Raw genomic sequence first — 25,935 nt, forward strand, 5'->3', positions numbered from 1 at the left:
CGCAGTTGCTGGCTTACCGGCAGGTGAGGTCTTGCATATAGGCATCGCGTACTTGGCAAGCAAAGCAAATGCCAGCATGAATGATGGCAAGAAAGCGGCCGACTCGTGCCGCGGATGTTTGGCGGGGCACGGATCACCTCATGCGCATGAAGTCGCTTGCAGTAATTGCCGCACTGGCGCTGTCCACCGCACTCGCCGGTTGCAGCACCATTGGCGGGCAGATATTCTCCAACGACTATGGCGCGGTGACCGACGCCGGCTACCAGCTGCCGCGCATCCCGATCGAAAAGGTGCCCGCGAAGTATCACCGGCAGGAGGTGAACTACGACACCAAGGAAAAGCCGGGCACCATCATCGTCGATACGCAGAACAAGTTCCTCTACTTCGTCGAGGGTGACGGCCGGGCAATTCGCTACGGCATCGGCGTCGGCCGCGAGGGCTTCGAGTGGCATGGCACCGCCCATGTCGCCATCAAGCGCGAATGGCCGACCTGGACGCCGCCGTCGCAGATGATCAAGCGCCAGCCGGAACTCGCCAAGTTCGCCGGCGGCATGGAGCCGGGCCTGAAGAACCCGCTCGGCGCGCGCGCTCTGTACCTGTTCAACAAGGGCGGTGACATGGGCTATCGCCTGCATGGCAGCCCGGAATGGAACTCGATCGGCAAGGCGATGTCGTCGGGCTGCATCCGGCTGATGAACCAGGACATCATCGACCTTTACGATCGCGCCGAGGTCGGCGCCAAGGTCATCGTTCTCTGACCGTGACCGCGAGGTTCATGGTCAAAACCGTTCGTACGCGGACCGTCTAGGCAACAACGGACGTCCCCAACAAAAAACCGGGCAATTCGGCCCGGTTTTTTGTTGCTTGCTTTTTGAGAATCGTCGCCGCGCTCGGCGAAGACGAATGGTCAGGCGACCTGTTCGACCTGCTGGACCTCGGGAACGAAGTGGCGGAGCAGGTTCTGGATGCCGTGCTTCAGCGTCGCCGTCGATGACGGGCAGCCGGCGCAGGCGCCCTTCATGTGCAGGAACACGGTGCCGTTCTCGAAGCCGCGGAAGGTGATGTCGCCGCCATCCTGGGCCACTGCCGGGCGCACCCGTGTGTCGAGCAGCTCCTTGATGGTGATGACGAGTTCCTCGTCGGCCTTGTCGTAGAACTCGCCGGTCTGGCTAGTCTCCGCGGCGGGGCCGGCATTGGCCATGACAGGCGCGCCGGACATGAAATGCTCCATGATGGCGCCCAGGATCGCCGGCTTCAGATGCTGCCAGTCGGGCCCGTCCTTGGTCACGGTGATGAAGTCGTAGCCGAAGAAGACGCCGGTGACGCCCGGTATTTCGAACAGCCGGCCGGCCAGCGGCGAGGCCGTCGCCGCACTGTCGGCATCACGGAAATCGGCGGTACCTTCCAAGAGCACTTCCTTGCCGGGCAGGAATTTCAGCGTCGCCGGGTTTGGCGTCGATTCGGTCTGGATGAACATGGCCGTCTCCGTGCCCGTCTCGGGCAGATAGTTTGGAATAATTCTAAATAAGCTCTATCGGCTGGACATTCAAGCGAAACGCGTCGCCCGAACGGCTGGCTGGCAGAATGTTTTTGCTACTCCTGCCAAGCATTATGAAGTGTGTCGAGATTCGGGTCAGGCCGAGTCGAAAATGTGGTTTCCGAGAACCGGAGCGGAGCGTACTTGAAGTACGTGAGCACCGGAAGCGCAGGAACCCGCCATTTGTAGGCCGGCATCACCCGAATATCGATACACTTCAGGCGAGGCTGTCGATCTCCTCGTCCGAAAGGTTTTGCGGCACCACGGTCACCGGGATAGGGAAGGCGGCGCCCTTGCCGGCCACCGCGCCGACCAGCGGCCCGGGCCCTTCCTTGCCGGCGCCGGCCGCCAGCACCAGGATGGCAATATCCTGATCTTCCTCGATCAGCTTGTGGATCTCTTCGGTGGGCTTGCCCTCGCGCACCACCATCTCGGGTTCGATGCCGAGCTTCTGGCGCACCTTGTTGGCATAGCTGTCGAGCGCGGTGCGTGCGGTGGCGGTCGCCTCCTCGCGCATGATCTTCTCGACGCCCAGCCAGTGCTGGAAATCGTCCGGTTCGATGACATAGAGCAGCACCAGCACGCCGCTGGTGCTCAGCGCCCGCTTCGAGGCGTAGGCGACGGCGCGCTCGCATTCGGGCGTATCGTCGATGATCGCCAGGAACTTCCGGCGATGTCCGGCTTCGCGGCTGAGGCGTTTGGAGACCATGTCTATTTACTCGATGTCATTTCGGCCGCAATCTGCCACTGCGGCTGACCGGCGGCAAGCCGCCGGTCTTTGGCCGGTATGGTGCGGGGCATAAGGATGCGGATCAGTCCTGCAGCAGCCCGATGATGTCGCGCACCGTCTTCATCGTCGCTTCGGCCAGCACGCCGGCGCGCTCGCCGCCGTCCCGCAGTACCGCGTCGACATAGGCGCGGTCATCGGAAATGCGGCGCATTTCGGCGGCGACGGGAGCCAGTTTTTCGACTGCCAGGTCGGCCAGTGCCGGCTTGAACACCGAAAACTGCTGGCCGCCGAACTCCTTCAGCACCGCCTCTTTCGATATGTCCGCAAGGCCGGCATAAATGCCGACCAGGTTTTCCGCTTCCGGCCGGGTGGCGAGGCCGTCCACTTCGCTCGGCAAGGCTTCCGGATCGGTCTTGGCCTTGCGGATCTTCTTGGAGATGGCGTCGGCATCGTCGGTCAGATTGATGCGCGACAGATCCGACGGGTCCGACTTCGACATCTTCTTGGAGCCGTCGCGCAACGACATGATGCGCGCCGCCGGCCCGCCGATGACCGGCTCGGTGATCGGAAAGTAGCCGTTCACAATTTCCTCTCCGACCTGCATCTCGACGCCGACGCCAAGACCGGCGATGCGGTCCGAAAAGTCGTTGTTGAATTTCTGGGCGATGTCGCGCGTCAGTTCCAGATGCTGCTTCTGGTCCTCGCCGACCGGCACATGGGTGGCGCGGTAGAGCAGGATGTCGGCTGCCATCAGCGAGGGATAGGCAAGCAGGCCGAGCGAGGCGTTCTCGCGGTCCTTGCCGGCCTTGTCCTTGAACTGCGTCATCTTGTTCATCCAGCCGATGCGCGCCACGCAGTTGAAAATCCAGGCGAGCTCGGCGTGCTGCATCACCCGCGACTGGTTGAACACGATGTGCTTCTTCGGATCGATGCCGGAGGCAAGGAATGCCGCGGTGATGGAGCGCGTCTGGTCCTTGAGGTCGTCGTAAACCAGCTGGGCCGTCAGCGAATGCAGGTCGACGACGCAGTAGATGCAGTCGGACGTCTCTTGCAGGGCGACGAATTTCTTGATGGCGCCGAGATAATTGCCAAGATGCAGATTGCCGGTTGGCTGGACGCCGGAGAAGACGAGTGGCTTGAAGGCGGACATGGTTTCCTCGTGGCTTGTGGAGGGCCGTATAAGCGTGATTCCGAAAAGTTGCAGACTTTTCGGAGCCAATCACGCGGCTGGAAACCGCGTGCGGCGAAAGTCTTGCGACGGCGCGCTTATGGACGAACATGACGCTGCGATCAAGACTGCTATTGCAGTCGGACTGCCCGGCCTACTCGTCCAGCTCGGCGTTTACGGCTGGTGGTGTCGCTTTGCCTGAGCCGCGCTTCACATTGCGGCGGATCATGCCGAAATCGGCGCCGCCGCTGGCAAAGGCCGTGACGAAGTAGAGCAGCGCCCCGCCGGCCACCAGCCCCAGCAGCGTCGTCGCCTTGACGACCAGCGGCGAGCCGGAGCCGAGGCTGGCGCTCAGCCAGTGTTCGGCGAAATAGAGGGCGACGCCCATCACCCCCGCCGAGAGCACCAGACGCGGAATGCGCTTCAGAAGCGGCACGTCGCGGCCCCAATGGCCGCGCCGGATCAGCACCCCGAGCAGCATCAGCGCGTTGACCCAGCCGGCCACCGCCGAGGCCACGGCGATGCCGGGCGCGCCCATCCTCGGAAACAGCGTCAGCGCGGTGGCGACGTTCACCGCCACCGAGATGGCGGCGAAGATCATCGGCGTGCGTGTGTCCTCGCGGGCGAAATAGCCCGGGGTGAACGCCTTGATCAGCACGAAGGCCGGCAGGCCAAGCCCGAAGATCGCCAGGATCGCCGCCACGACAGGCGTCGAATGGTTGGCGGCGAACGCGCCGCGCTCATAGACCAGCCGCACGATCGGCTCAGACATGACCCAGAGCGCCACCGCAGCCGGCAAGGTCATGAACAAGGTGAATTCGACCGAGCGGTTTTGCAGATTGGCCGCCTCGATCAGATTGCCCGACTTCAGCGCCCGCGACAGTTCCGGCAACAGCACGATCGCAACGGCGACGCCGACCACGCCAAGTGGCAGCTGGTAGACGCGGTCGGCATAGGCGAGCGAGGAGACGGCGCTGTCCTGCGCCGAGGCGATGGCGGTGCCTATCAGCTGGTTGATCTGGGTGATGCCGCCGGTGATCGCCGCCGGCAGCGCCAGGATCAGGAGCCGCTTCACGTTCGGCGTCATCTTCGGCCGGCGGAAACCGATCGAGATGCCGGCGTTGCGAACCGCCACCCAGACGATGGCGAGCTGCACGAGGCCCGCCGCCAGAACGCCCCAGGACAGGCTGAAGCCGACGGCATGCGCATCCAGCCCATGATACCAGGCATAGCCAAGCACGCTGATCAGGATGATGTTGAGAAAGGCAGGCGCGATCGCCGCGGCGAAATAGCGGCGTAGCGAATTCAGCATGCCCGCCATCATGGCGGCCAGCGACATGCAGATGAGATAGGGGAACATGATCGTCGCCAGAGTGACGGTCGTCTCGAACTTGCCCGGCGTGTCGGCGAAACCCGGCGCCACCAGGTAGCGCACGATCAGCGGCATCGCCAGTTCCATGGCGATGGTCAGCGCCAGCAGCGCCGTGAACAGCACCCCGAACACTTCCTCTGAAAAGCGCTTGGCGCCGTCGGTGCCGTGCGTCTCGATCTCCTTGGCGAACAGCGGCACGAAGGCGGCGTTGAAGGCGCCTTCGGCGAACAGCCGGCGAAAGGTGTTGGGAAACTGGAAGGCGGCGTTGAAGGCGTCGGCCACCGGTCCGGTGCCCAGTGCTGCCGCCATCAGCATCTCGCGGCCGAAACCGAGCGCGCGGCTCATCAGCGTGCCGGAAGCGACCGTAGCGAATTTCTTGACGAGGCTCATGCGTTTGGAGACTGCCTGCGCGATTGGGACAAAGTGATGGTGGCGCTCACTCGGCGGCGGCCCTGGTCCTGCTGCCGCGTTCGGAGGCCGTGCCCTCGAGCGTCGCCGTCAGCCGGTTGCGGATGGTGGTGGTGCGTGACGGGCTGTCGATCTTCTGGCCGGTGAGATCGGTGACATAGAACGTATCGATCACCTTTTCGCCGAAGGTGGTGATGTGGGCCGACGCGATGTCGAGCGACAGGTCGGACAGCGTTCCGGTGATCTCCGACAACAGGCCCGGCCGGTCCAGCCCCTCGACCTCGATCACCGAAAATCGGTTCGACAGCGTGTTGCGGATTTCGGCGCGCGGCGCGATCCGGAAGACCTTGGCGCCGCGCTTGGGCTTGGTGCGCTTCTCGATCATCTCCGGCAGCCAGCTTTTGCCCGACAGCACGTCCTCGATCAGCCGCCCGACGCGCTCGGCACGCCGGCGCTCGTCCTCGTCGCGATCGAACTCCCTCGAGATCAGGATCGTGTCCAGCGCGCGGCCGTCCGAGGTGGTGAAGATCTGCGCGTCGACGATGTTGCCGCCGGCCGCCGCACAGGCGCCGGCGATCACCGACAGCAGGCGCGGATGGTCCTGCGCCAAAACGGTGATCTCGGTCACCGCCTCGAACTGGTGCGTCTTGACCATGGTGGCGAGCTTGTTGCCGGACGCATCCGCCTCGCGGATGAATTCGGCGTGGCGAAGCTGGTCCGGCAGGTCGACGGTCAACAGGTAATTCTCATAGTGCAGGCCGACATAGCGTTTGCGGATCTTGTCGGGCCAGCCGGCGAGGGCTTCGGCCAGGCACTCGCGCGCCGCCGCCGTGCGCTGGGCGCGCGACACTTCCGAGAAGCCGCCGGTGAGCAGCAGTTCGGTCTCGTAGTACAGCGTGCGCAGCAACTGGCCCTTCCAACCGTTCCAGACGCCCGGTCCGACGCCCCTGATGTCGCAGACGGTGAGGATGAGAAGCAGCTTCAGCCGCTCGACGGACTGCACGATCGAGGCGAAGTCCTCGATCGTCTTGCGATCGTTGAGATCGCGCGTCTGCGCCGTCATCGACATGACCAGATGGTTCTCGACCAGCCAGGCCACCGTTTCGGTGTCGGCGGTCGAAAGTCCCATATGCGGGCAGATGCGCCGGGCGATCCGCGCGCCGGCTTCCGAATGGTCCTCCGGCCTGCCCTTGGCGATGTCGTGCAGCAGCACGGCGACGTAGAGCGCTTCGCGGCTCTTTCTCAGTCCCGGCATCAGCGAATGCGACAGCGGATGCACCTTCTCGCCGTCGCCGCGCTCGATCTCGGCCAGCACGCCGATGCAGCGGATCAGATGCTCGTCGACCGTGTAGTGGTGGTACATCGAGAACTGCATCATGGCGACGATCTTGCCGAAATCGGGGATCAGCCGGCCGAGCAGCCCCGCCTCGTTCATGCGGCGCAGATTGAGCTCGGCGTTGCGGTCCGAGGTCAGGATGTCGAGGAACAGCCGGTTGGCCTCCTCGTCGCGCCGGAGCGATTTGTTGACCAGGCCGAGCGAGCGGGTGAGCAGCTTCAGCGCGTCGGGGTGAAACTCCAGCCCGTGCTTGTCGGCGAACCAGAACAGCCTGAGCAGATTGACCGGATCGCGCTCGAACACCTGGTCGTCGGCGATGTTGATACGGTGGTTGTCGACGATGAAATCCGACGTGCCGGCAAGCTTGCGCTTGCGGCGCTGGAAGGTGAGGAAGATGCGGTTGAAGCCCGGCACATGCTTGGCCTGCTCCTCTTCGAGCGCGGCGCAGAAGATGCGGGTCAGGTCGCCGACATCCTTGGCGACGAGGAAATAGTGCTTCATGAAGCGCTCGACCGCCGACAGGCCGGGATGCGTGGTGTAGCCCAGCCGCTCCGCGATCTCGCGCTGGATGTCGAAATGCAGCCGCTCCTCGGCCTTGCCGGTGAGGAAATGCATGTGACAGCGCACGGCCCACAGGAAATCCTCGGCCTTCTGGAACTCGCGGTATTCGGCCTGCGTGAAGACGCCCTTCTCGACCAGCTCCTCGCCGGTGCGCACCCGGTAGAAATATTTGCCGATCCAGAACAGCGTCTGCAGGTCGCGCAGGCCGCCCTTGCCGTCCTTGACGTTGGGCTCGACCAGATAGCGGCTTTCGCCGGCCTTGGCATGGCGCTCGTCGCGTTCGGCGAGCTTGGCCTGCACATATTCCGGTCCGGTGGTGCGCACCACCTCATGGTCGAAGCGCAGCATCAGTTCGTCGTAGAGCTTCTGCTCACCCCACAGGAAGCGCGCTTCCAGGATCGAGGTGCGGATGGTGATGTCGGTGCGCGACAGCCGCAGGCATTCCTCGATGTTGCGGGTCGCGTGGCCGACCTTCAGCCCGAGGTCCCACAGCATGTAGAGCATGTATTCGACTGTCTGTTCGCCCCACGGCGTCTGCTTGTAGGGCAACAGGAACAGGAGGTCGATGTCGGATCCCGGCGCCAGCGTGCCGCGCCCATAGCCGCCGACCGCGACGACGGCCATGCGTTCGGCCACCGACCGGTTCTTTACCCGGTAGACATGGGTCGCGACAAAATCGTAGAGCGCCCGGATCAGCTCATCCATCAGATGCGACAGCCGCTCGGCGCAGGCATTGCCGCCGCCATCCTGCTTCAGCATGGCCTCGGCTGTTTTGCGGCCCGCGGCGAGCCGGCCCTTGAGAAGCTGGAGAACCCCGGCGCGGGCGGCCGATCCGGAGCCGTCCCCGGTCGTGGCCGCCGTCAGCGCGGTCATCTCGCGGCGCAAGGCGTCGCCGTCGATCAGTTCATCGAGCTTCAGGGAGATTTTCGCCATGGTACCGGTTGGCCTTGCCTTTTGGGCGGCGTCTATAGCGCGTTTCCGCGGCGCTGGGTATGGGGGCGGGTTGACGCGTTTCCATGGTGCGGGACACCCGCGACAATAAAATTCAAGCCAGTCCTTGACCTTCCAGTTACTGGAAGGACTACCTCCGGCTCGAAGCAGTTTGATAGAGGCATTCGAAATGACGCATTCAGATCACGATCATCACGCGCATGGTGGTTGCTGCGCGGCAAAAGGTGCGGCCGTGGATGCGGGCGCCGTCACACGCGATCCGGTCTGCGGCATGACCGTCGATCCAGCCGCCGGCAAGCCGGTATCGCAGCATGCTGGCCGTCTCTATCATTTCTGCAGCGAAAGCTGCCGTTCGAAATTCCGGGCCAAGCCGGAAACATACCTGACCGCCACCGACCCCGTCTGCGGCATGAGCGTGGACCGCGCCACGGCAAAGCATTTTCTGCGCCATGACGGCCAGGGCTTCTATTTCTGCTCCGCCGGCTGCAAGTCGAAATTCGAGGCGGCGCCGCAAACCTATCTCGGCGACCGGCAGGCGCCGGAAGCGATGCCGAAGGGCACGCAATACACTTGCCCGATGCATCCCGAGATCATCCGTGACAAGCCCGGCTCCTGCCCGATCTGCGGCATGGCTCTCGAGCCGATGGGCGTTCCGACCGGTGACGAGGGGCCAAATCCCGAACTGGTCGATTTCACCAGGCGGTTCTGGGTCAGTGCGGTGCTCTCGGTGCCCCTTCTCATCGTCGCCATGGCGCCGATGATCGGTCTGTCGTTCGAGAACCTGATCGAGGACCGGACAAAGGTCTGGATCGAGCTGGCGCTCGCAAGCCCGGTCGTGCTTTGGGCCGCATTTCCGTTCTTTCATCGCGGCTGGGACTCGATCCGCAACCGCAGCCCGAACATGTGGACGCTGATTTCGCTCGGCGTCGGTGCGGCCTATCTCTACAGCGTCGTCGCGACGCTGTTCCCGGACATTTTTCCGCATCAGTTCCGCGGCCATGGCGGGGCGGTGCCGGTCTATTTCGAGGCCGCAGCCGTCATCGTCGCGCTGGTCTTTCTCGGCCAGGTGCTGGAACTGCGCGCCCGCGAAAAGACCGGCTCGGCGATCCGCGCCCTGCTCGACCTTGCGCCCAAGACCGCCCGCCGCATAGGAGAGGACGGTTCCGAGAGCGATGTGCCGCTGGACAGCGTCAAGGCCGGCGAGCGCCTGCGCATCCGGCCCGGCGATGCCGTGCCGGTCGACGGTACCGTGCTCGAAGGCCGCTCTTCCATCGATGAATCGATGATCACGGGCGAACCGTTGCCGGTCGAGAAGGCCGAAGGGGATGCCCTCACCGGCGGCACGCTCAACAAGAATGGCTCGCTGATCATGCGCGCCGAGCGGATCGGCGCCGAGACCACGCTCTCGCGCATCGTCGAGCTGGTCGCCAAGGCGCAGCGTTCGCGCGCCCCGATACAAGGCTTGGCCGACCGCGTTTCCTTCTACTTCGTCCCGGCTGTCGTTCTGGTCGCCATCGCCGCGTTCGCCGCCTGGGCGGTCTTCGGCCCAGAGCCCAGCCTGATCTTCGCCATCGTCTCGGCGGTCTCGGTGTTGATCATTGCCTGTCCCTGTGCACTCGGCCTCGCCACGCCGATGTCGATCATGACCGCCACCGGACGCGGCGCGCATGCCGGCGTGCTGATCAAGGAGGCCGCCGCGCTCGAACGCTTCGCTTCCGTCGATACGCTGATCGTCGATAAGACGGGGACACTGACCGAAGGCCGGCCGAAACTGACGGATGTCGTGGCGGCCGATGGGTTTTCGGAGGAGGAATTGCTGGGCCTCGCCGCGAGCCTGGAGAAGGGCTCGGAGCATCCCCTGGCCGAGGCTATTGTCGAAGGCGCCGCGACCCGCGGTGTAAGGGTCGCCGAAGCCAATGGCTTCGAGGCGGTCACCGGCAAGGGTGTTTCCGGTGCCGTTTCGGGCAGGAATGTAGCGCTCGGCAACGCCGCGATGATGCGTGATCTCGGCGTCGACGTGTCCACCGTTTCGGCCGCGGCCAAGGCGCTGCAAGGCGATGGCAAGACGGCGATGTTCGTCGTCGTGGACAGGAAACTGGCCGGCATCGTCGCCGTCGCCGATCCGGTCAAGGCGACCACCGCCGAGGCGATCAAGGCCCTGCACGACAGCGGCTTGAGGATCATCATGGCGACCGGCGACAATGAGCGCACGGCAAACGCGATCGCCAGAAGCCTCGGCATCGACGAAGTCCGCGCCGGCCTATTGCCGGAACAGAAGGGCGCGCTGGTCGAGGAATTGCGCGGCAAGGGCGCCGGCGTCGCCATGGCCGGCGACGGCGTCAACGACGCACCGGCCTTGGCCGCCGCCGATGTCGGTATCGCCATGGGCACCGGCGCCGATGTCGCCGTCGAAAGCGCCGGCATCACTTTGGTCAAGGGCGACCTCAACGGCATCGTGCGTGCCCGCACACTGGCGCAGGCGACCATCCGCAATATCAGGCAGAACCTGTTCTTCGCCTTCCTCTACAATGTGCTTGGCGTGCCGGTCGCGGCCGGCGTGCTCTATCCGCTGACCGGCACGCTGTTGTCGCCGATGCTGGCGGCGGCGGCGATGAGCTTGTCGTCGGTCTCGGTCATCGCCAATGCGTTGCGGCTGAGGACATTGAAACTTTGAGCCGATCCCCCAAATACGAAACCCGATCAACAGGAGACCATCAATGACCTTGGCCAAGAAAATCGTGCTGCTGCTGATGGCGGCTGGAATGCTGGTTGCCGTCTTTCTCGAAAGCGTTCCCGCACAGAGCGAAGAGATGAAGCACGACATGGCCGGCATGGCGACGGGGGCGGAAGGCCCGTCGACCGCAGGCTACAAGGCGGCTATGGACAAGATGCACGCCGACATGATGGCCTCCAAATACACCGGCAATGCCGACGTCGATTTCGTCCGCGGCATGATCCCGCACCACCAGGGCGCCATCGACATGGCCAAGGTCGAACTCGCCAACGGCAAGGACCCCGAGATCCGCAAGCTGGCCGAGGCGGTCATCAAGGCGCAGGAAGCCGAGATCAAGCAGATGCAGGACTGGCTCGCCGCCCATCCGGTGAAGTAAGCTTTCGCGGCTCGGGCGAGAACGCCTCTGGATTTCTCGCCAAGTCTGTGATGCGATCCGGTCTCAATGGGAGCCTGCCATGCCATCGAGCATCAGAACCACCACGCTGCCCTCCGGCGAAGCCGTTCCCGTTCTCGGCCAGGGCACCTGGAAGATGGGCGAGGATTCGCGCCGCCGCGCCGAGGAGGTGAATGCCCTCAAGCTTGGTCTCGATCTCGGCGTCAAGCTGATCGACACCGCTGAAATGTACGCCAGCGGCGGCGCCGAGGAGGTGGTGGCCGAAGCCATCGCCGGGCGGCGCGCCGAGGTCTTCCTGGTCTCGAAGGTGCTGCCGTCCAACGCCTCGCGCGCCGGCGTGCAGCGCGCCTGCGAAAACAGCCTGAAGCGCCTCGCCACCGACCGTATCGATCTTTATCTGCTGCATTGGCCGGGCAGCGTGCCCCTGGCCGAAACCGTCGAAGCTTTCGAGGCGCTGAAGAAAGCCGGCAAGATCCGCCACTGGGGCGTCAGCAATTTCGACATCGGGGAGATGGAAGAGCTGGTCGGCCTGCCCGACGGCGGCAACGTCCAGACCAACCAGGTGCTCTACAATCTGGTCCGGCGCGGCCTTGAGTTCGATCTGGCGCCCTGGAGCCGGAAACGCGGAATTCCTTTGATGGCCTATTCGCCGGTCGAGCAGGGCGCCTTGGCGCGCAATGCCAGTTTAGACGCGGTCGCAGACCGCCACGGTGCGACCGCGGCACAAATCGCGCTGGCCTGGGTGATGCACCAGGATGGCGTCATCGCCATTCCCAAGGCCAGCAGCCAGGACCATGTCCACCAGAATGTCGCGACACTCGACATCGAGCTTACGCGCGAAGACCTCGCCGACCTCGACCGCGCCTTCCCGCCGCCGAGCCGCAAACGCGGGCTGGAGATGATCTGAGCGTTGTCGGTGAAGCTGCCAATCTCCCCCCTCAAGGGGGGAGATTGGCGGTTTCGGCGATACCGCCATGCCAGCAGGTTCAATTTACATCCCTGCCAGCCCCTTCAACCGATAAAGCGCTTCCAGCGCTTCCCTCGGCGTCATCTCATCGGGATTGATGTCACTGAGTGCGACGCCCAGCGCGTCGCTCTTGACCGGCTTCTGCGCTTCCCGCTTCACCGCCACTGAAAACAGCGGCAGGTCGTCGACCAGCCGATTGGTCTTGCCCGAAACCTCGCCTTCCTCGAGCTGGTGCAGCACTTCCTTGGCACGGTCCACCACCGCCTCCGGCAGGCCGGCGAGCCGCGCCACCTGGACGCCGTAGGAGCGGTCGGCCGCGCCCTTGCCGACCTCGTGCAGGAAGACGACGTCGTTCTCCCATTCCTTGACCCGCATGGTGACGTTGTGGAGCCGCGCCAGCTTGCCGGCAAGCGAGGTCATTTCGTGGAAATGCGTGGCGAAGATCGCCCGGCAGCGGTTCTTCTCGTGCAGATATTCCACCGCGGCCCAGGCGATCGACAGGCCGTCGAACGTGGCGGTGCCGCGGCCGATCTCGTCGAGGATTACCAGCGCCCGTTCGCCGGCCTGGTTGAGGATCGCCGCCGTCTCGACCATCTCGACCATGAAGGTCGATCGGCCGCGCGCCAGATCGTCCGAGGCGCCGACGCGGGAAAAGAGGCGGTCGACGACGCCGATATGAGCCGATGTCGCCGGCACGAAAGAGCCGGTCTGGGCCAGGATGGCGATCAGCGCGTTCTGCCGCAGGAATGTCGATTTACCGCCCATATTGGGGCCGGTCAGCAGCCAGATCGCGCCGTTCTTGGCGCGGTCCTCCGGCGACAGGTCGCAGTCATTGGCCACGAACGGCCCTTCGCCCGAGCGCCGCAGCGCCTGTTCGACCACGGGATGGCGCCCACCCGAAATCTCGAAGGCAAGGCTGGCATCGACCAGCGGCCGGCACCAGGCCTCGCTTTCCGACAAAAGCGCGAGCGCCGCCGACACGTCCAGCACGGCGAGCGCATCGGCCCCGGCGCGGATCTTCTCCGCTTCGCCGACCGCTTCCGCCGTCAGCGCGTCGAAGGCCGCAAGCTCGATGCTCAGCGCCCGGTCGGCGGCATTGGCGATCTTTGTTTCCAGCTCCGCCAGCTCCGTCGTGGTGAAGCGCATGGCGTTGGCCATGGTCTGGCGGTGGATGAAGCGCGCCTTGGCGCCGTCGCTGCCGGTCATCACGGCGTGGTGGTTGGCGGTCACCTCGATGTAGTAGCCGAGCACATTGTTGTGCCGGATCTTCAGGGACCGAATGCCGGTCTCCTCGATCAGCGAACGCTCCAGCCCCGCGATCACTTTTCGCGACTCGTCGCGCAGCGCCCGCATCTCGTCGAGCTCCGGGTGGTAGCCGCCACGGATGAAGCCGCCGTCGCGCTTCAGCAGCGGCAGTTCCTCGCCAAGCGCCTGCGTCAGATGCCCGGCAAGCGCTTGTGGCAGCGCCCGGATCGCGGCGAGCGCCGCCGCCAATTCCTGGGGCAGGGCGGTCGCGGCAAAGATCTCCGCGATCGCGCCGGCCGCCTCGAAGCCGGCGCGCAGCGCGCCGAGGTCGCGCGGGCCGCCGCGGTTGAGCGCCAGCCGCGACAACGCGCGCGGCATGTCGGCGACGCTCTTCAGGCTCGACCGCACCGCCTGGCAAAGCCGCGTCTCGGAACGGAAGAACGACACCGAATCCAGCCGCGCGGCGATTGCCGCCGGGTCGGTCAGCGGCGCCATCAGCCGATCGGCGAGCAGCCTGGCGCCGCCGCCGGTCACCGTGCGGTCGATCGCCTTGAACAATGAGCCTTCGCGGCTGCCCGACAGCGTGCGCAGGAGTTCCAGGTTGCCGCGCGTCGCCGGGTCGATGAACAGGGTCGAGCCGGCCTCCTCGCGCTCGGGGCGCGACAGCGGCGGCCGCTCGGCCTTCTGCGTCTTTTCGACATAGGCGATGGCGCCCGAGATCGCCGACAGCTCGGCACGGGAAAACGCACCAAAGCTGTCCGGTGTCGCCACCTCGAAGAAGCGGGCGATGCGCGCGGCCGCCGAGGCCGAATCGAAAAGGCTCGGCGGCTGCGGGTTGGCGACGCGGCCGAGCATGTCGAATACCGGTCGCAATTCGGGATCGTGGAACACCGGATCGGCGACGATCAGCTCGCGCGGATCGACGCGGAAGATGTCGGCGAGCAGCCGGTCTGCGGTGGTGTCTGTGACCCGGAAAGCGCCGGTCGAAATGTCGATCCAGGCTAGGGCAAAGCTCCCCTGGTTCCCGGTCGCGCCGCCGCGCTCCCCGCCTCTTGCATCGCTGCTGCCCTTCACCCGTCCCAGCGCCATCAGGAAGCTCGATTCCGACGGCGCCAGCAATTTGTCCTCGGTGATGGTGCCAGGCGTCACCAGCCGCACCACATCGCGGCGCACCACCGATTTGGAGCCGCGCTTCTTGGCTTCGGCCGGATCCTCGATCTGCTCGCAGACGGCGACGCGGAAACCCTGCGCGATCAGTTTCTGCAGATAGTCGTCCGCCGCATGCACTGGCACGCCGCACATCGGGATGTCGTGTCCCTGATGCTTGCCGCGCTTGGTCAGCACGATGCCGAGCGCCCGGCTCGCCTTCTCCGCATCCTCGAAGAACAGCTCGTAGAAATCGCCCATCCGGTAGAACAGCAGCGAATCCGGGTTCGCCGCCTTGATCTCGATGAACTGCTCCATCATCGGCGTGACGCCGCCAGCGGCTGCCGGCGTGATCGCCTCGGGAGCGTCCGGTTCGTTTTGAATGTGCATGTTCATGCGCTCACGCTAGCAGATGTGGCGGCGGGGTTTAATGCCGGCCATTGGAAAAGCAGGGGAAGAACGGAGATCAACCACCATTGAACGCCATGCGTCCTTCCGACGCCAGTTCGGTAACGCTTGGCGGTTTACACGCGGCGGCGCGTAGTCTTAATTCGGAATCACACAAGGCACCCGCCTCAAGGAGGTGCCGCATGGCGAGGAAATCAAAAGCATCATGGCAAGGAAAACCGAAAACAGCGGTCCGTCCGTCAGCGCGCAGGAAGCGCTCGAATTCCACGCCATGGGGCGGCCCGGCAAGCTCGAGATCGTCGCCACCAAGCCGATGGCCACGCAGCGCGATTTGAGCCTCGCCTATTCGCCTGGCGTCGCCGTGCCGGTGCTGGCCATCGCGGAGGATCCCAGCCGCGCCTTCGACTACACGTCGCGCGGCAACATGGTCGCCGTCATCTCCAACGGCACCGCGATCCTGGGCTTGGGCAATCTCGGCGCGCTGGCCTCCAAGCCGGTCATGGAGGGAAAGGCGGTGCTGTTCAAGCGCTTCGCCGACGTCGATTCCATCGACCTCGAGGTCGACACCGAGGACGCCGACGAGTTCATCAACTGCGTGCGCTTCCTTGGGCCCTCCTTCGGCGGCATCAACCTGGAGGACATCAAGGCGCCGGAATGCTTCATCATCGAGCAGCGGTTGCGCGAGCTGATGGACATCCCGGTCTTCCACGACGACCAGCACGGCACCGCCATCATCTCGGCCGCCGGCCTGATCAACGCGCTGGAGATCACCGGCCGCGACATGAAGACCACCAGGATGGTCTGCAACGGCGCCGGTGCGGCCGGCATCGCCTGTATCGAGCTGATGAAGGCGATGGGCTTTGCGCCCGAAAACATCATCCTGTGCGACACCAAGGGCGTGGTCTTCCAGGGCCGCACCGAAGGCATGAACCAGTGGAAGTCGGCGCATGCGGTCAAGACCGATGCGCGGTCGCTGGCCGAGGCGCTGGACGGCGCCGACGTCTTCCTCGGCCTTTCCGCCAAGGGCGCGCTGACCACCGCCATGGTGCGTTCCATGGCCAAGAACCCGATCATCTTCGCCATGGCCAACCCCGATCCCGAGATCACGCCCGAGGAAGTGGCGGAGATCCGCACCGACGCCATCATGGCGACCGGGCGTTCGGATTATCCCAATCAGGTCAACAACGTGCTCGGCTTCCCCTATATTTTCCGCGGCGCGCTGGATGTGTGGGCCACCACCATCAATGACGACATGAAGATCGCCGCCGCGCGTGCGCTTGCCGACCTGGCACGCAAGGACGTGCCCGACGACGTCGCCGCAGCCTACCAGGGCAACCGGCCGAAATTCGGCCCCAACTACATCATCCCGGTGCCGTTCGATCCGCGCCTGATTTCGGCCATTCCGCTGGCCGTCGCCAGGGCGGCGATGGATTCTGGCGTCGCCCGCAAGCCGATCCTCGATCTCGACCGCTACGCGCAGGAGCTGTCGGCCCGCCGTGATCCGATCGCCTCGACCTTGCAGCGCATCTATGACCGTGTGCGCCGCCAGCCCAAGCGCATCGTCTTCGCCGAGGGCGAGGAGGAGCAAGTGATGCGCGCCGCCGTCTCCTATGTGAACCAGCGGCTCGGCACCGCCATCCTGCTCGGCCGCGACGACGTCATCAAGGAGAACGCCAGGCACGCCGGCATCGACCTCGACAAGCAGGGGCTGGAGATCATCAATGCTCGCCTGTCGCGCCGCAATTCGGTCTATACCGATTATCTCTACGAGCGCATGCAGCGCAAAGGCTTCCTGTTCCGCGACTGCCAGCGCCTGATCAACAACGACCGCAACCATTTCGCCGCCTGCATGGTGGCGCTGGGGGATGCCGACGGCATCGTCACCGGCGTCACCCGCAACTATTCCACCGCGCTCGACGATGTCAGGCGCGTCATCGACGCCAAGCCCGGCCACCGCGTCATCGGCGTGTCGATCGTTTTGGCGCGCGGCCGCACCGTGATAGTCGCCGACACCGCCGTGCACGACATGCCGAACGCCGAGCAGATCGCCGACATCGCCGAGGAGGCGGCAGGCTTTGCCCGCCGCATGGGCTATGAGCCGAGGCTCGCCATGCTCGCCTATTCCACCTTCGGCCATCCCCACGGCGAGCGCTCCGAGCGCATCCAGGAAGCCGTGCGCATCCTCGACAAGCGCCGCGTCGATTTCGAGTATGACGGCGAGATGGCCGCCGACGTCGCGCTCAACGCCCGTGCCATGGCGCAATACCCGTTCATGAGGCTGACCGGCCCGGCCAATGTGCTGATCATGCCGGCCTTCCACTCCGCCTCGATCTCCACCAAGATGCTGCAGGAGCTCGGCGGCTCGACGGTCATCGGCCCACTGCTGGTCGGGCTGAACAAGCCGGTGCAGATCGTCTCGCTGAACGCCAAGGACAGCGATATCGTCAACATGGCGGCGATCGCGGCCTACACGGCGGGGACCTGAGGAAGGTCCGCGCGTCGGATGCGAAAGCTGCGGCGGATCTGGTCGCGCTTAATCCGCGGAAAACACCCGCGCCGCCTCGACGACCTCCTTGACCTGGTCTTGCCGCAGCAGGTCGATGGGAATGCGCTCGTCGAGCAGCGCCGAGGGGCGGGTCAGCCACAGCCATGCCAGCCTCGGATTGCCGATCAACGACAGCACGTCTCGAATGCCCGCCACCGGCCTGCCGTCGACGAACTGCGCCAGGGGGAAGACATGCCGGCGGCCGCCCTTGCGCAGGGCGATGACGTCGCCGCGCCTTTGCCAGCGATGCAGCGTCGAGCGGGCGATGCGCAGGTTTTCTTCGAGATAGGTCGAACCGGCGACGCGGCCGGCCCAATCCTCGATCAGCATCGATTCGAGGTCGTCGGACTCGGAGGAGGGTGTCTGATCGGCCAGCAAAGCCATCGGCGGATTTGTGGCGCCGGCTTCGCTGCGGCGCGCGGCTTCCGCCGCCAGCGCGCGCACGAATTTCGAGGCAAGGCCGGGCAGGTCGGCATGGATCGCATCGATGGCCCGCTGGTGCTTGGGCGACAGCAAGGTTACGGCGGCAGCGACACTGCCGGCGATCTTGCCCACCGAGACCACGGTGGTTTGGTTGATAGCCTGGTCATAGTGGGCAAGCGCGCGTTCGACGTCCTCCGCGACCATCTCCGCGAAGTCGTCCTGCCCGAGACTGGCTGTCTGAAATCTGTTCATGCATCTGTCTTCTGGCCGCGTGCGCTCCTCCCTGAGCCGCGACCCGGTTGTTGAATTTCTAGTGCGGAAGACGGAAATCGCGGCGGCAACGGACGCGGCCGCCCGACAGCTTGCTTTCTTGCATCTTGGCACCCCAGCTGGTTGAGGGGCGCTCAAATGTCAGTCAAAGGGCGCCCAGATTGCGTGTAGGTGCGATGTGTGACAGCCGCGCGACGGTGAAGCTGCCGATCTCCCCCCTCGTGGGGGAGATGCCCGGCAGGGCAGAGGGGGGCGCGAAGGATCGCTAGGTTGCGGGGGTTCCCTTCCGCGTGCCCATACTCTTCGAACTGGCGCCCCGACATGACAGTACGCTCATGCCGTTCATTTCGGGCTTGGCGGCAGTGTAGAACCCTGGAGATGCCAGCGGGACAGCGCCCCCCTCTGGCCTGCCGGCCATCTCCCCCACGAGGGGGGAGATCGGCAGCTTCACCGTCCCCCTACAGCAGCCCCGCCAGCTCGGCCTCGCGACGCAGATTCTGCCTTGGCCTCGGCCCGATCTGCTGGATCACCAGGCCGGCCGCCAGTGAGCCGAGATCGCCGCAGGTCTTGAGGTCGCGGCCCTGCGTATAGCCATGCAGGAAACCCGCGGCATAGAGGTCGCCGGCGCCCGTCGTGTCGACCAGCTCCTTGATGGCGGTCGCCTGGATGACGACGGTCTCGTCGCCGCGCGCAATGACCGATCCTTTTTCCGAGCGCGTCACGGCGGCGACCTTGCAGTCCTTGCGGATCCGGGCCAGCGCCTCGTCGAAGGACGAGGTCTGGTAGAGCGACTTGATCTCGTGGCTGTTGGCGAAGACGATGTCCACGGTGCCCGAGCGCATCAGCTCGAGGAACTCGTCGCGGTAGCGGTCGACGCAGAACGAATCCGACAAGGTCATCGACACTTCACGGCCCGCCGCGTGCGCCAGCTTGGCCGTCTGCCGGATCGCCTCCTTGGCGCGCGGCGGATCCCACAGATAGCCCTCGAAATAGGTAACCTTGGCGCCCGACGCCTTGTCGGCCTCGACATCCTCCGGCCCGAGCTCGACGCAGGCGCCGAGATAGGTGTTCATCGAGCGCTCGCCGTCGGGGGTGACGAAGATCATCGAGCGCGCCGTCGGCGGCTCGCCCTGAAGCGGCTTGGTGTCGAAGGCGACGCCCTGGGCATGGATGTCATGCGCATAGATCTCACCGAGCGCGTCGTTGGAGACCTTGCCGAAGAAGGCGGCGCGGCCGCCGAAGGAGGCAACGCCGGCCGCCGTGTTGCCCGCGCTGCCGCCGGACGCCTCGATCGCCGGGCCCATGCGGCTGTAGAGCAGTTCGGCGCGGTGCGTGTCGATGAGGTTCATCGCGCCCTTGATGATGCCATTGGTCTCCAGGAATTCCTCTTCGCACTGGGCGATGATGTCGACAATCGCGTTGCCGATGCAAAGCACGTCATAGTCCGGCATCAATGTCTCCGCCAAAATCCGCGCCGGCTTCTTGCCATGCCGGCCGGGCGCGGGTCTAGCGATTTGCAACCGGTTTGCCTAGGCCATGTTCATATCGCCTGACGCCTAGGCGCTACGACAATTCGGTCGTGGCCGAAGCATTTCACCGCGGCTTTGCCTAAAAAGGGCCGTTCGATCCCGGCCCGAAGGCGGCAAACCCATGCCTGCAAGAAACGACATGAACACCGATCTGGCGCTGCTCGCCCTCCTGGCGGTGCTTTGGGGCGCCTCCTATACGTTCATCAAGATCGGCGTCGAGACGATCCCACCGGTGACGTTCATCGCCGCCCGCACCTTGATCGCGGGCGCGATCCTGCTGGCCATCATCCGCTGGCGCGGGCTCGCCATGCCGGGCGATGCAGCGAGCTGGCGTCGTTTCGCCTTCCAGGCGTGCCTCAACAGCGTCATCCCGTTCACCCTGATCGCCGCCGCCGAGCGCTCGGTGGATGCCGGCCTCGCCACCATCCTCAACGCGACGTCGCCTATCTTCACCTTCCTGTTGACCGCGCTCATCACCCGCCATGAACCGGTGACGCTGCGCAAACTGATCGGCGTCGGCGCCGGCATTGCCGGCATCTGCCTCATCGTGGGCACACAGGCGCTGGGCGGTCTCGGCCATGAACTTTGGGCGCAGCTTGCCATCGTCCTTGCAACGGTCTGCTATGCGGGGGCGGCGATCTTCGGCCGAGGCTTCAAGGGCCTCGACCCGATGCTGCCCGCCGCCGGCTCGATGCTCTGCGGCGCCGTCATCCTGGTGCCGCTCAGCCTCGCCGTCGACCAGCCCTGGACCTTGGCGCCGTCGACGGCGTCGATCCTGGCCTTGCTCGGCCTGTCGGTGTTTTCGACCGCGCTGGCCTTCGTCATCTATTTCCGCCTGATCCACACGCTGGGCTCGGTCGGCACGACCTCGCAGGCCTATCTGCGCGTGCCGATCGGCGTCGGCATCGGCGCCGTTTTCCTTGGCGAAAGCCTGGGTTCCACGGCCTGGCTCGGCATGGCCTTCGTCGTCGCCGGCGTCGCGGCCATGACCATTCCCACCCGCAAGCCGGCGCTCGCACAATAGGCAGACAGGGCAATCGCCTCAGACCACATGGCTCCGATTGTCGAGGTAGCGCCGCCCCTCATCCGCCTGCCGGCGTTCGTCACTCGAAAAGCCAAGCAGTTGGCTTTTCGTCCGCTTCGCGGACGCTCCTCAACTCCCCGTAAGTGACGGGGAGAAGGGCGCTGTCATCACTGGTTTCGCCAATCACCACGTTGCGATGGAGGCACCGGGGTTGCCGCCAGCTCCTCTCTCCCCGTTCTACGGGGAGAGATGTCCGGCAGGACAGTGAGGGGCGGCGCCGGCGCTCGCAAGAGGGGTGATGCGGAGAGTTCGAAACCTGAAACGACCGCCTTGACCCACGGCAGGCAATAGAGCTTGTGACCGGCGAACCTGCTGCCTATTCTCCCAGGGGCAATCCGTCGAAGCGAGGAAGCACCGTGATCTCCAGCGCCGCCCGCGCCGCCGCCGGCCAGCTGTTCTCGCCCGAATTGCGCGCCGTCTTCCTCAAGACGTTAGGCCTGACTGTGCTTGCTCTGGTCGGCCTGTGGTTCGGGCTGACCAGCCTCGTCGAGTGGCTGGCGCTGCCATGGCTGCACACACTCTTTCCCGGCCTGCCGTCCTGGGCCGGTTGGCTGGGCGGCATCGTCGCGGCCATCGCGCTTGCTTTCGGCATGGCGCTGCTCGTCGCGCCGGTCACGGCCGTCGTCGCCGGTCTGTTCCTCGACGATGTCGCCGAAGTGGTGGAGCGTACCGATTATCCCGGCGATCCGCCCGGCCGCGCCATGCCGGCCCTGCGCTCGCTGGTGTTGGCGATAAAGTTCTTCGGCGTCGTCGTTTTGGGCAACATCGTTGCCCTGCTGCTCCTGCTGGTGCCAGGCATCAACATCGCCGCCTTTTTCATCGTCAACGGCTACCTGCTCGGGCGCGAATTCTTCGAATTCGCCGCCATGCGTTTCCGCCCGGAAGAAGAGGCCAGGGCCTTGCGCCGGCACCATGCCGGGACGGTCTTTCTCGCCGGCCTGGTCATCGCGGCCTTCCTTACCGTGCCGCTGCTCAACCTGGTGACGCCGCTCTTCGCCGCAGCCATGATGGTGCATCTGCACAAGGCGATCTCGGCCCGGCCCGATCGGGGGAGCAAGCCGTTCCGTTGATGCGCCAGTCCCTACCGCAGCAGAAAGCCGCGCCCCAGTTCGTCGTCGGGCTCGACGATGAATTCCGCCCGGCCGCAATAGTAGGCGCGGCCGCCGACGCGGGCGATGATCGCTTCATGCGGTCCGGCTTTCGCCATCCGCGCCACCGCGCCGGAAAAGCGCGAGCCGGCGATGCTCTCGAAAGTGCGTGTCTGGCCTGTTGCGATCTCACCTTTGGCGTGCATCGCCGCCAGCCGGGCGGTCACGCCGGAACCGGTCGGCGACCGGTCGACCTGCGCCTCGGCGAAGACGCAGACGTTTTTCGTCGGCTCACCCGAAAACGTGTCCCGCCCGTCCGTCAAAATGGTGCCGTAGAGAAAGGCGAGGTCGACATGGTCGGGGTGTGACAGGGGGAATTCCTGCTTCAGCCTTTCGGTCAGCGCCGTCGCCGCATCGACGAAATCGCGCACCCGATCGCGGCCGAATTCCAATCCGAACTGGTGGCAGTCGGCCAGCGCGTAGAAGGCGCCGCCATAGGCGATGCCGAAGCCGATCGCGCCGTAGCCGGGCAGCTCGATCCTGCGGTCGCGTGCGAACAAGAAAGCCGGCACGCTGTCGAACGACACAGCACCCGCCTTGCCGTCGCGCACCTCGACCGAGGCGACGACCATGCCGCAGGGCGCCTCGATGTTGACCATCGTCACCGGTTCCCGCTTGGTCACCAGCCCTTCGTCGACGGCATAGCGGCCGAGCGCGACGATGGCGTGGCCGCACATGGTCGAATAGCCCTCATTGTGCATGAACAGCACGGCAAGGTCGGCGCCCGGCAAATCGGGCTCGACCAGCAGCGCGCCGTACATGTCGTAATGGCCGCGCGGCTCGAACATCAGGATTTTCCGGAGATGATCAAGATGGTCGCGCACATGGGCGCGCTTTTCCAGGATCGTGCCCTTCGGGATATCGGGGTAACCCCCGGTGACGATCCTCAGCGGCTCGCCGCCGGTGTGCATGTCGACGACGGTCAGCGTCATGTGTTCGGCCCGCTTATCCCGATTTGCCAAACAGCGCCTGCAACTTGCCGAAGGGCATGGCGGCGCGGGCGAAGCCGAACGTGCCGTCCTGCTGGATCTCGCGCGCCGCCGTTTCCAGCATGCCATAGGCGAAGTTGGTGAGCCACGGCCCAAGCGAAACGCGCTTTGCCCCGGCCGCGGTCAGATCGGCAATGGTGAAGTCGGGCCTTGCCATGACGTTGACCGGCTTGCTCACCGCCGAGCAGACCGTGCGCACCATCTCGACGTCGCCGATGCCCGGCGCGTAGAGCACGTCGGCGCCCGCCTTCTCGAATGCCTGCAGCCGCTTGATGGTGTCGTCGAGGTCGGACTTGCCCCAGAGGAAGTTCTCCGCCCGCGCGGTGAAGACGAAATCGCGTTTCAGCGCGCGGGCCGCTTCCGCCGCCGCCGCGACGCGCTCCACCGCGTGCGAAAAATCATAGATCGGCTTGTTCGGGTCGCCGGTGTGGTCCTCGATCGAGCAGCCGGCAAGGCCGGCGGCTTCAGCCGCGAAGATGGTTTCGGCGGCCTGCTCGGCGCTGTCGCCCTTGCCGCGTTCGAGGTCGGCCGAAACCGGCAGCTCGGTTGCCGCCGTCACCTCGCGGCAATGATGGATCATCTGGTCGAAGGTCACCGCGCCGTCCGGCAGGCCGCGCGAGAAGGCGAAACCGGCGCTGGTCGTCGCCAGCGCCTTGAAACCGAAGGATCCAAGCAGCTTCGTCGTGCCGACGTCCCACGGGTTGGGCATGACGAAGGTCGAGGCATGCAGGTCGCGAAAGATCTTGCCCTTGTCCATGGAAGTTCCCCCATCGTGTTGAGTGCGATGGCGCGGATTTTAGCTTGCCCGCCTTGCCCGGGCAAACGAATGCGGTTGGCTCAGAAGCGTTTCGCGTTCTCTGCTGACAATTCGTCCGGCGCGTCCCTGCAACCCCGTCAAAACCGGCGCCGATCAGTGGATCGGCACCAGTCCGGCCAGTGTGCGCATGTCGTCGAACAGGATGCCGCCGGCTCGCATCAAGCCGTCACGGTCGCTGTAGGGATCGCCATGATAGGAAAATACCCGCATGCCGGCGGCGATGCCGGCCTGCGTGCCGGCGACGCTGTCCTCAATGACGATGCAGTCGGCAGGCGCAAAGCCCATCGTCTTGGCCGCATGCAGGAACAGGTCCGGAAACGGCTTGCCGCGCGCGACCATGGTCGAGGAAAACATCGCATGTTCGAACAGCGGCAGCAGGCCGGTCTGGCCAAGCGTGATGTGCATTTTCGACACCCTGGCCGAGGTGGCGACGCAATAGGCGATGCCGGCCGCGCGGACAGCCTCGACGAACTCCCGGACATAGGGAATCGCCTCGACCCCATGGGCGAACAGGTCCGGCAGCCCTGCATTCCAGCGCTCGACGAAGTCGGCGCCGAGCCTGACGCTGGTCTCTTCTTCGATCTGCTTCTGCACCGAGACCATGCTGCGGCCGGAGAAGTTCTTGCGGCAATGTTCAAAGCTGGTGGGATACCCGGCTTCGCTCAGCCATTCGGCGAGACGCCGGTTGGCCAGGTTCTCGGTATCGACCAGAATTCCGTCGCAGTCGAAGATGACAAGTTTCGGTATGTTCATCAGGCCGTGCCGGTCGAGCCGAACCCGCCCGAACCGCGCGCCGTGCCGCCGGCCAGGGCGCGCTCTTCGACGCCCGCCTGCGTCACCGCGGCGAACACGATCTGGGCAATGCGCATGCCGCGCGTCACCGCAAAATCCTCGTCGCCGAGATTGACCAGCAGCACTTTCACCTCGCCGCGATAGTCGCTGTCGATTGTGCCCGGCGTGTTGAGGACGGTCAGCCCGTGTTTGAAGGCAAGGCCGGAGCGCGGCCGCACCTGGCCTTCCATGCCTTCGGGAATTTTCAGGATCAGTCCGGTCGGCACCAGCGCACGTTTTCCCGGCAGGATCAGCAGCGGCCGATCGTCGGGCACCGCCGCGCGCAGGTCCATGCCGGCGGCGCCGGGGCTTTCATAGGCAGGGAGGGGGAGTCCTTCCGCATGCGGTAACCTTACGAAGCCGACGGTCGGACCGATGACGGAGGAATTTTGGATGGCTGCGCGCATAAAATCGATCCTATCGGCGCGATTGCCGATTCGGTCAATTCGCCCTCGACCCTATCAACGGCTTTCTTTCGGGCATCACTATGGCCGGAGCCAATCCTTAGCGCACTTCCATCGGCACCACTGTGGTCTCCTTGATCTCCTCCATCACGAAGGACGCCGAAACGTCCGACAGCGCCACCTTGGCGATCAGCCGCTGGTAGAGCCGGTCATAGGCCTTCACGTCGGCGACGCGGGCGCGCAAGACATAGTCGAGGTCGCCGGACATGCGGTAGACTCCGGTGATCTCGGAAAAGCCTGTCACCGCCGCCCGGAATTTCTGCAACCACTCGGGATCATGATTTGAGGTCCGGACCAGGATGAACACGGAGAGGCCGAGCCCGAGCTTCTCGGCATCGACCAACGCCACCCGGCCAGTGATGACGCCATCCTCCTCCAGCCGCTTGACGCGCCGCCAGCAGGCGTTGCGCGACAAGGCTACCCGTTCGGACAGCTGATCGACCGACAACGTGCCGTCGCGTTGCAATTCGGCGAGCAATTTCCGATCGATTTCGTCGATTTCGATGGCCATGTGGGATGTTTGTCCCACGAACAAGCAAAATACAAGGACATTTTGAGACCGATGAACCGACGAACCGTGCCAGGATACCCCATATCAGGAACTTTAAGCGCTGAAGGGGAAGCAGCATGTCGGTCGCAAGGATTTTCACCTCCCATCCGGCCAAGGTCGGCGAAACCTATTTCGGTCACATGGCCTTTGCCGCCTGGTTTTCCTCGCGCCTGCTGACGGCCGCCGGGGCCGCCCTCGTTCACGCTTTCTTGCCATTTCTGTTCGAGACTACCGCCAGCCGAATCGTCCGCGAACTTTACGAGCGGACGCACAACAGAGGTTCGCACGCGGTCAAGGAGCCCAAGGCCCTTCCGGACCGCGCCTAGGA

Annotated in this window: 21 protein-coding genes; 8 read left to right on the forward strand and 13 right to left on the reverse strand. The window is 65.0% G+C overall.

What is annotated here, in order from left to right:
- The first annotated feature begins 140 nt into the window (after window positions 1-140).
- Window positions 141-758: a L,D-transpeptidase gene (locus FJ940_RS21390; RefSeq protein WP_140497135.1), complete on the forward strand. Its 618-nt coding sequence runs from the start codon at window positions 141-143 to the stop codon at window positions 756-758.
- 149 nt (window positions 759-907) lie between these two features.
- Here FJ940_RS21390 and FJ940_RS21395 read toward each other — a convergent pair whose 3' ends face one another.
- From FJ940_RS21395 to FJ940_RS21415, 5 genes are all read right to left on the reverse strand, one after another.
- Window positions 908-1,477: a NifU family protein gene (locus FJ940_RS21395; RefSeq protein WP_140497133.1), complete on the reverse strand. Its 570-nt coding sequence runs from the start codon at window positions 1,475-1,477 to the stop codon at window positions 908-910.
- Between the two features lie 277 nt (window positions 1,478-1,754).
- Window positions 1,755-2,246 (reverse strand): universal stress protein, encoded by a 492-nt coding sequence (locus tag FJ940_RS21400; RefSeq protein WP_140497131.1) that lies wholly within the window; start codon window positions 2,244-2,246, stop codon window positions 1,755-1,757.
- 103 nt (window positions 2,247-2,349) lie between these two features.
- Entirely contained in the window at window positions 2,350-3,417 is a 1,068-nt protein-coding gene (gene trpS, locus FJ940_RS21405; RefSeq protein ID WP_140497129.1) for a tryptophan--tRNA ligase, read from the reverse strand.
- Between the two features lie 172 nt (window positions 3,418-3,589).
- Window positions 3,590-5,197, reverse strand: a complete 1,608-nt coding sequence (gene murJ / locus FJ940_RS21410) for a murein biosynthesis integral membrane protein MurJ (RefSeq protein WP_140497127.1) — start codon at window positions 5,195-5,197, stop codon at window positions 3,590-3,592.
- Between the two features lie 46 nt (window positions 5,198-5,243).
- Window positions 5,244-8,045 carry a [protein-PII] uridylyltransferase gene (locus FJ940_RS21415; protein WP_140559740.1) on the reverse strand — a complete coding sequence of 934 codons (2,802 nt, stop codon included), beginning with the start codon at window positions 8,043-8,045 and terminating at the stop codon, window positions 5,244-5,246.
- Window positions 8,046-8,232: 187 nt separating this feature from the next.
- On the opposite strand from FJ940_RS21415, the gene FJ940_RS21420 reads away from it, so the two are divergent.
- The 3 genes from FJ940_RS21420 (at window position 8,233) to FJ940_RS21430 (ending at window position 12,098) form a co-directional block, all read left to right on the forward strand.
- Window positions 8,233-10,737 (forward strand): heavy metal translocating P-type ATPase, encoded by a 2,505-nt coding sequence (locus FJ940_RS21420; RefSeq protein WP_140657820.1) that lies wholly within the window; start codon window positions 8,233-8,235, stop codon window positions 10,735-10,737.
- Window positions 10,738-10,780: 43 nt separating this feature from the next.
- Window positions 10,781-11,173 carry a DUF305 domain-containing protein gene (locus FJ940_RS21425; RefSeq protein ID WP_140657822.1) on the forward strand — a complete coding sequence of 131 codons (393 nt, stop codon included), beginning with the start codon at window positions 10,781-10,783 and terminating at the stop codon, window positions 11,171-11,173.
- Between the two features lie 79 nt (window positions 11,174-11,252).
- Window positions 11,253-12,098, forward strand: coding sequence for an aldo/keto reductase (locus FJ940_RS21430; protein ID WP_140657824.1), 846 nt, complete (start codon window positions 11,253-11,255; stop codon window positions 12,096-12,098).
- An 84-nt stretch (window positions 12,099-12,182) separates the two neighbouring features.
- Here the strand turns inward: FJ940_RS21430 and mutS are convergent, their stop codons facing one another.
- Window positions 12,183-14,945: a DNA mismatch repair protein MutS gene (mutS, locus tag FJ940_RS21435; RefSeq protein ID WP_140657826.1), complete on the reverse strand. Its 2,763-nt coding sequence runs from the start codon at window positions 14,943-14,945 to the stop codon at window positions 12,183-12,185.
- A 217-nt stretch (window positions 14,946-15,162) separates the two neighbouring features.
- Here mutS and FJ940_RS21440 point away from each other — a divergent pair, with 217 nt between their 5' ends.
- On the forward strand, window positions 15,163-17,442 hold the full coding sequence (locus FJ940_RS21440) for an NADP-dependent malic enzyme (RefSeq protein ID WP_140657828.1): 2,280 nt from the start codon (window positions 15,163-15,165) through the stop codon (window positions 17,440-17,442).
- 48 nt (window positions 17,443-17,490) lie between these two features.
- On the opposite strand, the gene FJ940_RS21445 is transcribed toward FJ940_RS21440, so the two are convergent.
- Together FJ940_RS21445 and FJ940_RS21450 are read right to left on the reverse strand one after the other, a co-directional pair.
- On the reverse strand, window positions 17,491-18,177 hold the full coding sequence (locus FJ940_RS21445) for a hypothetical protein (protein WP_140657830.1): 687 nt from the start codon (window positions 18,175-18,177) through the stop codon (window positions 17,491-17,493).
- Window positions 18,178-18,653: 476 nt separating this feature from the next.
- A complete protein-coding gene (locus FJ940_RS21450) occupies window positions 18,654-19,646 on the reverse strand; it encodes an adenosine kinase (protein WP_140523618.1) in 993 nt (330 codons plus the stop codon).
- A 217-nt stretch (window positions 19,647-19,863) separates the two neighbouring features.
- On the opposite strand from FJ940_RS21450, the gene FJ940_RS21455 reads away from it, so the two are divergent.
- On the forward strand, window positions 19,864-20,748 hold the full coding sequence (locus FJ940_RS21455; RefSeq protein ID WP_224705481.1) for an EamA family transporter: 885 nt from the start codon (window positions 19,864-19,866) through the stop codon (window positions 20,746-20,748).
- Between the two features lie 416 nt (window positions 20,749-21,164).
- Window positions 21,165-21,878 carry a sulfate transporter family protein gene (locus FJ940_RS21460; protein ID WP_140547615.1) on the forward strand — a complete coding sequence of 238 codons (714 nt, stop codon included), beginning with the start codon at window positions 21,165-21,167 and terminating at the stop codon, window positions 21,876-21,878.
- Window positions 21,879-21,889: 11 nt separating this feature from the next.
- Here FJ940_RS21460 and FJ940_RS21465 read toward each other — a convergent pair whose 3' ends face one another.
- The 5 genes from FJ940_RS21465 to FJ940_RS21485 all read right to left on the reverse strand — a co-directional run bounded on the left by FJ940_RS21465 (window position 21,890) and on the right by FJ940_RS21485 (window position 25,568).
- Window positions 21,890-22,888 (reverse strand): proline racemase family protein, encoded by a 999-nt coding sequence (locus FJ940_RS21465; RefSeq protein ID WP_140657832.1) that lies wholly within the window; start codon window positions 22,886-22,888, stop codon window positions 21,890-21,892.
- A gap of 13 nt (window positions 22,889-22,901) precedes the next feature.
- Window positions 22,902-23,702: an oxaloacetate decarboxylase gene (locus FJ940_RS21470; protein ID WP_140523629.1), complete on the reverse strand. Its 801-nt coding sequence runs from the start codon at window positions 23,700-23,702 to the stop codon at window positions 22,902-22,904.
- A gap of 153 nt (window positions 23,703-23,855) precedes the next feature.
- A complete protein-coding gene (locus FJ940_RS21475; protein WP_181165289.1) occupies window positions 23,856-24,515 on the reverse strand; it encodes an HAD family phosphatase in 660 nt (219 codons plus the stop codon).
- The gene (gene dut / locus FJ940_RS21480) at window positions 24,515-25,000 is read right to left on the reverse strand and encodes a dUTP diphosphatase (RefSeq protein ID WP_140657834.1); all 486 of its coding nucleotides are present in this window, start codon (window positions 24,998-25,000) and stop codon (window positions 24,515-24,517) included. The genes FJ940_RS21475 and dut overlap by 1 nt, the downstream gene beginning before the upstream one ends.
- Window positions 25,001-25,097: 97 nt before the next feature.
- The gene (locus tag FJ940_RS21485; protein ID WP_140497095.1) at window positions 25,098-25,568 is read right to left on the reverse strand and encodes an Lrp/AsnC family transcriptional regulator; all 471 of its coding nucleotides are present in this window, start codon (window positions 25,566-25,568) and stop codon (window positions 25,098-25,100) included.
- A 116-nt stretch (window positions 25,569-25,684) separates the two neighbouring features.
- On the opposite strand from FJ940_RS21485, the gene FJ940_RS21490 reads away from it, so the two are divergent.
- The gene (locus tag FJ940_RS21490; protein ID WP_140512988.1) at window positions 25,685-25,933 is read left to right on the forward strand and encodes a DUF6356 family protein; all 249 of its coding nucleotides are present in this window, start codon (window positions 25,685-25,687) and stop codon (window positions 25,931-25,933) included.
- Window positions 25,934-25,935: the final 2 nt, after the last annotated feature.

This window comes from Mesorhizobium sp. B2-3-7, from assembly GCF_006442695.1.
Classification (GTDB): domain Bacteria; phylum Pseudomonadota; class Alphaproteobacteria; order Rhizobiales; family Rhizobiaceae; genus Mesorhizobium.